The following is a 7415-nucleotide window of genomic DNA, read 5'->3' on the forward strand; positions in this document are numbered from 1 at the left end:
CGCCGCGGCGGACGGCGTCCCGGCCGCCACGAGCGCGGGGACGGCCAAGCACAGGGCGGCCACCGCAGTGGCGAACCGCGGTGGGCGATGACGTCGTTCGGTGGACATGCGCGACTCCAGGGGGATGAGCACTGCACACGATCGAACACAGGCGAACGAAAGCCACCACATCTCAGCGGCTTGTCCGAACCCTGTCAAGGTCCTGTGGCGGTGTTCCACGAGGCGTCCGCGCTCGTCCGCCCCTGCGCACGCCCCCCGGCGCTCCGCCTCCCGCGACCGGTCCCGTGCGGCCCGTCCCCGGCGGCCGGGGCCCGGCTGCCCGGCTCCCGGACGCCTGGTGCAGGCCCCCGGGCCCCGGGCGTTCAGCCGGCCGTCGGTGCGGCTCCGTCCGGGATCTCCGTCAGGCGAACCGGTCTGCGTTCCCTTCGGGACCGCTCGCACGCCTCGGCGATGCGGAACGCCTGCAGGGCCTCCCGTCCGCCGCAGGGGTTGGGAAGCTCGCCGCGGACCACCGACACGAACGCCGACAGTTCCGCCTCGTACGCCGGGGCGAAGCGCTCCAGGAAGCCCGGCCAGGGCTTGTCGGCCGCGGGTGGACCGGTCGGCTCCGTGGAGGCGATGGGGGTGCGGTCGTCGAGGCCGACCACGATCTGGTCCCGCTCCCCGGCCAGTTCCATGCGTACGTCGTAGCCGGCGCCGTTGAGGCGGGTCGCGGTGGCGGTGGCGAGGGTGCCGTCGTCCAGCGTCAGCAGTACCGCCGCCGTGTCCACGTCGCCGGCCTCGCGGAACACGGGTCCCCCGGCGTCCGAGCCGGCGGCGTAGACGTCGGCCACCTCGTGGCCGGTCACCCAGCGCAGGACGTCGAAGTCGTGGATGAGCGTGTCCCGGTACAGCCCGCCGGACGTCGCGAGCCAGGCGGCCGGGGGCGGTACCTGGTCGGAGGTGATGGCCCGCACGGTGTGCAGTCGTCCGAGCCGCCCGGAGAGCACCGCGTCGCGGGCGCCGGTGTAGCCGGTGTCGAAGCGGCGCTGGAAACCCATCTGCAGGATCGTCCCCGCGGCCTCGACCTCGGCGATCGCCTGCAGCGTGCCCGGCAGGTCGAGTGCGATGGGCTTCTCGCAGAAGACCGGCAGCCCCGATCGTGCTGCCCGACCGATCAGTTCGGCGTGGGCCTGGGTCGCGGTGGTGATCACCACGGCGTCCACGCCCCACTTGAAGATCTCGTCCACCCCCGGGGCCGCGGTCTCGCCCAGCCGCAGTGCCAGCCCCGCCGCCCGTGCCGGCTCGGCGTCCGTGAGGATCAGGGAACCGACCTCGCGGTTCCGGCTGAGCGTGTTCGCGTGGATGGTGCCGAGCCGGCCCGTACCGATGACCCCGATGCGCATGGGTACAAAGTGAGGCCGGGCCCGGCACGCTGTCAATGCGTATGTCCGGACAATCTGACTACACGACTTCCCGTCAACAGCTCACGGAGCTACGCTCGCCCCGTGCCGAAACCAGAAGTCGACCCGACCGTGCAGCTGGATCTCCGTGTGGACCGCAGCTCGCCGGTACCGTTGTACTTCCAGCTCTCCCAGCAGCTGGAAGCCGCGATCGAGCACGGGACGCTCACTCCGGGCAGCCTCCTCGGCAATGAGATCGAGCTCGCCTCCCGGCTCGGCCTGTCCCGGCCGACGGTCCGCCAGGCCATCCAGTCCCTGGTCGACAAGGGGCTTCTGGTACGCCGCCGCGGCGTCGGCACGCAGGTCGTGCACAGTCAGGTCAAGCGTCCGCTGGAGCTCAGCAGCCTCTACGACGATCTGGAGGCGGCCGGGCAGAGCCCCGCCACCAAGGTCCTGGTCAACACCGTCGTGTCCGCCTCCACCGAGGTCGCCGCCGCCCTCGGGGTGCCCGAGGGCGGCGACGTGCACCGCGTCGAGCGGCTGCGGCTCGCCCGCGGCGAGCCGATGGCGTACCTGTGCAACCACCTGCCGCCCGGCCTCCTCGACCTGGACACCGTTCAGCTGGAGGCCACCGGGCTGTACCGGCTGCTGCGCTCCGCCGGGATCACCCTGCACAGCGCCCGTCAGTCCATCGGCGCCCGCGCCGCGACCGCCGCCGAGGCCGAGCGGCTCACCGAGGCCGAGGGGGCCCCGCTGCTCACCATGCGCCGCACCACGTTCGACGACACCGGACGCGCGGTCGAGTTCGGCGACCACACGTACCGCCCCAGCCGCTACTCCTTCGAGTTCCAGCTCCTCGTCCGGCCCTGAACCCCGCGGCGCCCCACTCCGTCGACGCCACTCCGTGTCCGGACAGGCCCCGGGGTGGTGCTGATCACTCACAACCCGCACCACGCGTACCTGGTCGGGATCAGGTTCGTGCTGCTGAAGAGGGGCACGATGGTGGGCAACCACACACGCGACGAGACCACGGTCGACGAACTGACGCAGCAGACGGCGGGCGGCTCCGACCTGGAGGCCCTGCGCCACGAACTGCGCCGCGCCTGAGTCCGCGTGGGGCTCCGGACACCGGGCCACCCGCGTTCCGCCCCCGGCCCATGACATGAACCACGCCCCGGCTCCGCCGTTCGGCACCGGGCGCGGGCGTGCGGCAGAATCGGCGGCGATGAGCACCTACGGCAACTTCACGGCCCCCATCGGCTCCCGCCGCGCCCCGGCGCTCCGCACGGTCGGTACGAGGGAGCGCCGGTCGCACCTGACCGCACCCCGTGTCCCGACCGTCGGCATCGACATCGGCGGCACCAAGGTGATGGCCGGCGTCGTGGATGCCGACGGCAACATCCTGGAGAAGCTCCGCGCGGAGACCCCGGACAAGTCCAAGAGCCCCCAGGTCGTCGAGGACACCATCGTCGAGCTCGTGCTGGACCTGTCCGACCGGCACGACGTGCACGCGGTCGGCATCGGCGCCGCCGGCTGGGTCGACGCCGACCGCAACCGCGTCCTGTTCGCCCCCCACCTGTCCTGGCGCAACGAACCGCTGCGCGACCGCCTCGCCGGCCGCCTGTCCGTGCCCGTGCTCGTCGACAACGACGCCAACACGGCGGCGTGGGCGGAATGGCGCTTCGGCGCGGGCCGCGGCGAGGACCACCTCGTCATGATCACCCTCGGCACCGGCATCGGCGGCGCCATCCTGGAGGACGGCCAGGTCAAGCGCGGCAAGTACGGCGTCGCCGGCGAGTTCGGCCACATGCAGGTCGTACCCGGCGGGCACCGCTGCCCGTGCGGCAACCGCGGCTGCTGGGAGCAGTACAGCTCCGGCAACGCGCTGGTCCGCGAGGCCAAGGAGCTGGCCGCCGCGGACTCCCCGGTGGCGTACGGGATCATCGAGCACGTCAAGGGCAACGTCGACGACATCACCGGTCCGATGATCACGGAGCTGGCCCGCGAGGGTGACGCGATGTGCGTCGAACTGCTCCAGGACATCGGCCAGTGGCTCGGCGTCGGCATCGCCAACCTCGCCGCCGCCCTCGACCCCTCCTGCTTCGTCATCGGCGGCGGCGTCTCGGCCGCCGACGACCTGCTGATCGGCCCGGCGCGCGAAGCCTTCAAGCGCCACCTCACCGGCCGCGGCTACCGTCCCGAGGCCCGCATCGTGCGCGCCCAGCTCGGTCCCGAGGCGGGCATGGTCGGCGCCGCCGACCTCGCCCGGCTGGTCGCCCGCCGGTTCCGGCGCGCCAAGCGGCGCCGGGTGGAGCGCCACGAGCGCTACGAGCGGTACGTGCAGGCCCGCCGAGCGGCAAGGGACAGCGCATGACCGCCTCGCTGCCGCACCAGGCCGCGCGTCCGGGGGAGCAGGCTCCCTCCGAGGACCGGCGCCACGCGATCCGGCGCCGCGCGCTCACCCTGCTGATCATCGTCCTGCTCATCGGGGTGCCGGCCGGCTATCTGGTGATCTCCGCCAACCAGAGCCGGGACGCCGGAAAGGACAAGGAGGAGCGGTACTCGGCGACCGGCCTGACCGCCGGCTGGCCCTCGCGGGTGCAGCGCCGCCTCTACCAGGTGCCGGTCCCGGCCCCGTCGTCCGAGGTCGCCTACTACGAGACGAACAACTGGAAGACCAGCCGCCTCTACGTCCAGTTCCAGACCTCCCCGGCGAACCTGGACTGGTTCCTGGAGGCCGTGGGCACGGACCGGTCCCACCTCAGGGAGGGCGACGTCACCATCGGCGGCCGCGACCGGAAGGTCACCGGCTGGACGTTCACCGGCTCCGGGCCGTGGTGGGGCGTGGTGCACGAGCAGGAGGACCCGGCACCCACCCAGGACATCGTCGTGAACATGGCCGACCCGGAGCGGCCCATGGTCTACGTCGTCTCACGCACCGTTCCCTGACCCGCCGTGGCGCGGACGGCCGGGACGACCCGTTGTCGGACCCCGCCCGTAGAGTCGAAGACGTCCCGGCCGAGGCGAGGGCGACCCGTGGACGGGAGGTGGCGAGGAGATGACAGGACCGGTGGGCGAAGCACGCCCGGGTGACCCGGTGGCGGGCACCGGGCCCGCACCGGGTGGCGGACCGGCCGGCGGGCGGCCGGACGTGCCCGTGCGGCTCGCCGCCGTGTTCCTGCCCGCACCCCTGCCCCGCGACGGCCGCATCGCCTTCTGGGACCCCGCGGACCGGCCGCTGCCCGAAACGGCCGGCGCCGAACACACCGAGCTGACGGTCGTACGCCGCCACGGGGCCTCCGCGCGCCGCCGCAGGACCCCGGCGTTGACCCTGCCGGTCGACACGGCCCTGCCCCTCCTCGTCCGCGCCCGCCGGGACCCCGCCGCCCACCCCGCCACCGCCTGCTGGGGTGCGGCGGCCCTGCACGCCCTGCGGCTCGCCGCCCGCGGACGCCTGCTGCCCGGCCTCACCCCCTCAGGCCACGACGCCTGGCGCGCCGGCCCCCTCGACCCGGACGACGCCGCCCACCTGCGCGCGGTCGCCGCCGCCCTGCCCCACGAGGGCCATGCCGTGCCCCTGCCCGGCCGCGGGCCGCTCCGCCTGCCCGCCCCGCAGGCACTGATCCGGACCTTCCTGGACGCCGTCGCCGACACCCTGCCCCGCACCCCGGCCGCCCCGTACGCCCACGGCAGGCCGTTCGCCGCCCGCGAGGCGCAGCGGCTGCCCCGCGCGCAGGACTGGGCGGCGGAGGTCGCCGCCGGCATGGACGCGGGCGTGCGGATCTCCCTGCGCCTGGACCTGTCCGCGCAGGACCTCTTCGACAGGGAACAGGACACCGACGGCGGCGACGCCGTCCGCAGGGCCGGCGCGGCGATCGTCCAGGTGCACAGCCTCGCCGACCCCACCCTGGTGGCCGACGCCGCCGCGCTGTGGGCGGGCACGGCCGACGCCGCCCTCGGGCCACGCGCGCGCGTCGACGCCGCGCTCGCCGTGCGGCGGGCCGCCCGGGTGTGGCCGCCGCTCGGCCGGCTCGCCGGACAGGACGCCCCCGACGTCCTGGCACTGTCCGACCGGGAGCTGGGCGATCTGCTCGGCACGGCCGCCACCCGGCTCGCCGCGGCCGGGGTCGCGGTGCACTGGCCGCGCGACCTCGCCCACGACCTCAGCGCCAGCGCCGTGGTGCGGCCCGCACCCGGCTCGGCGACCGACGGCACCGGCTTCTTCGAGAGCGACGAACTGCTGCGGTTCCGCTGGCAGCTGGCCCTCGGCGGCGACCCGCTCACCGAGACCGAGATGGACCTCCTCGCCGAGGCGCACCGCCCCGTGGTCCGGCTGCGGGACCGCTGGGTGCTCGTCGACCCGGAGCTGGTGCGCAAGGCCCGCAAGCGCGACCTCGGACTCCTCGACCCGGTCGACGCGCTGTCCGTCGCGCTCACCGGCAGCGCCGAGGTGGACGGCGAGAGCGTCGAGGCGGTCCCGCTCGGGGCGCTGGCCGCCCTGCGCGACCGCATCACCGCGGGCCCGCACCCCGCCGACCCGCCGCCGGGCCTGGACGCCACCCTGCGCGACTACCAGCTGCACGGGCTGGCCTGGCTCGACCTGATGACCTCGCTCGGGCTCGGCGGCTGCCTCGCCGACGACATGGGACTGGGCAAGACGGTCACCCTCATCGCACTGCACCTCAAGCGGGCCCGCCGGGAACCGACACTGGTCGTCTGCCCGGCCTCGCTGCTCGGCAACTGGCAGCGGGAGATCAGCCGGTTCGCCCCCGGCGTCCCCGTCCGCCGCTACCACGGCCCCGACCGCACCCTGGACGGCCTGGCGGGCGGCTTCGTCCTCACCACCTACGGCACCATGCGCTCGACCGCCGCCACCCTCACCGGGCAGCGCTGGGGCATGGTCGTCGCCGACGAGGCACAGCACGTGAAGAACCCGTACTCCGCCACGGCCAGGGCCCTGCGCACCATCCCCGCTCCCGCACGCGTGGCGCTCACCGGCACCCCGGTGGAGAACAACCTCTCCGAGCTGTGGGCCCTGCTCGACTGGACGACCCCCGGTCTGCTCGGGCCGCTGAAGTCCTTCCGAGCCCGCCACGCCCGCGCGGTGGAGAGCGGTGAGGACGAAGAGGCGGCACAGCGTCTCGCCCGCCTCGTCCGGCCGTTCCTGCTGCGCCGCAGGAAGTCCGACCCGGGCATCGTGCCCGAGCTGCCGCCCAAGACCGAGACCGACCATCCCGTCCCGCTCACGCGTGAACAGGCCGCGCTGTACGAGGCGGTGGTGCGCGAGTCGATGCACGCCATCGGCACCGCCGAGGGGATGGCCCGCCGCGGACTGGTCCTGAAGCTGCTCGGCGCCCTGAAGCAGATCTGCGACCATCCGGCGCTGTACCTCAAGGAGGAGCACGCCGCGCCATCCACCGACCGGCTCGCCGCCCGCTCCGGCAAACTCGCCCTGCTCGACGAACTGCTGGACACCCTGCTCGCCGAGGACGGCTCGGCCCTGGTCTTCACCCAGTACGTCGGCATGGCGCGCCTGATCACCACCCACCTGACCGCCCGCGCCGTCCCCGTGGATCTGCTGCACGGCGGCACGCCGGTCCCGGAGCGCGAACACATGGTGGACCGCTTCCAGAGCGGGGCGGTGCCCGTCCTGGTGCTGTCCCTGAAAGCGGCCGGCACGGGACTCAACCTGACCCGGGCCGGCCACGTCGTCCACTTCGACCGCTGGTGGAACCCGGCGGTGGAGGAGCAGGCCACCGACCGCGCCTACCGCATCGGCCAGACCCAGCCCGTCCAGGTGCACCGCCTCATCACCGAGGGCACGGTCGAGGACCGCATCGCCGAGATGCTCACCGCCAAGCGGGCCCTGGCCGACGCCGTCCTCGGCTCCGGGGAGTCCGCCCTCACCGAGCTGACCGACCGCGAACTGGCCGACCTGGTGTCCCTGCGGAGACAACCGTGACGGGCGTCGCTCGTCCGGATGGTCACCGGGCCCGACTCCAGCACACCGAGCAGCGGCTGGTGACCGGGCAT

5 protein-coding genes and 2 pseudogenes are annotated in these 7415 nt (G+C 74.2%); 5 read left to right on the plus strand and 2 right to left on the minus strand.

The annotated features are described in order from the left end of the window. Positions 1-362 precede the first annotated feature (362 nt). Positions 363-1385, minus strand: coding sequence for a Gfo/Idh/MocA family oxidoreductase (locus I3F54_RS23265; RefSeq protein ID WP_240120793.1), 1023 nt, complete (start codon positions 1383-1385; stop codon positions 363-365). 129 nt (positions 1386-1514) lie between these two features. Here I3F54_RS23265 and I3F54_RS23270 point away from each other — a divergent pair, with 129 nt between their 5' ends. The 5 genes and pseudogenes from I3F54_RS23270 (at position 1515) to I3F54_RS23290 (ending at position 7344) form a co-directional block, all read left to right on the plus strand. Next, entirely contained in the window at positions 1515-2252 is a 738-nt protein-coding gene (locus I3F54_RS23270) for a GntR family transcriptional regulator (protein ID WP_240120802.1), read from the plus strand. A gap of 45 nt (positions 2253-2297) precedes the next feature. Next, a pseudogene (locus I3F54_RS23275) lies at positions 2298-2489 on the plus strand (sugar ABC transporter ATP-binding protein); the annotation flags it as partial. A gap of 118 nt (positions 2490-2607) precedes the next feature. Continuing rightward, positions 2608-3756 carry an ROK family glucokinase gene (locus tag I3F54_RS23280; RefSeq protein ID WP_240120794.1) on the plus strand — a complete coding sequence of 383 codons (1149 nt, stop codon included), beginning with the start codon at positions 2608-2610 and terminating at the stop codon, positions 3754-3756. Next, the gene (locus tag I3F54_RS23285; RefSeq protein WP_240120795.1) at positions 3753-4331 is read left to right on the plus strand and encodes a sugar kinase; all 579 of its coding nucleotides are present in this window, start codon (positions 3753-3755) and stop codon (positions 4329-4331) included. Before I3F54_RS23280 ends, I3F54_RS23285 begins: the two co-directional genes overlap by 4 nt. Positions 4332-4440: 109 nt before the next feature. Beyond that, a complete protein-coding gene (locus I3F54_RS23290; RefSeq protein WP_240120796.1) occupies positions 4441-7344 on the plus strand; it encodes a DEAD/DEAH box helicase in 2904 nt (967 codons plus the stop codon). A 5-nt stretch (positions 7345-7349) separates the two neighbouring features. Here the strand turns inward: I3F54_RS23290 and I3F54_RS23295 are convergent. After that, positions 7350-7415 (minus strand): annotated as a pseudogene (locus tag I3F54_RS23295) (F0F1 ATP synthase subunit epsilon); the annotation flags it as partial.

The sequence above is a fragment of the Streptomyces sp. MUM 2J genome (assembly GCF_022414535.1).
Classification (GTDB): Bacteria; Actinomycetota; Actinomycetes; order Streptomycetales; family Streptomycetaceae; genus Streptomyces.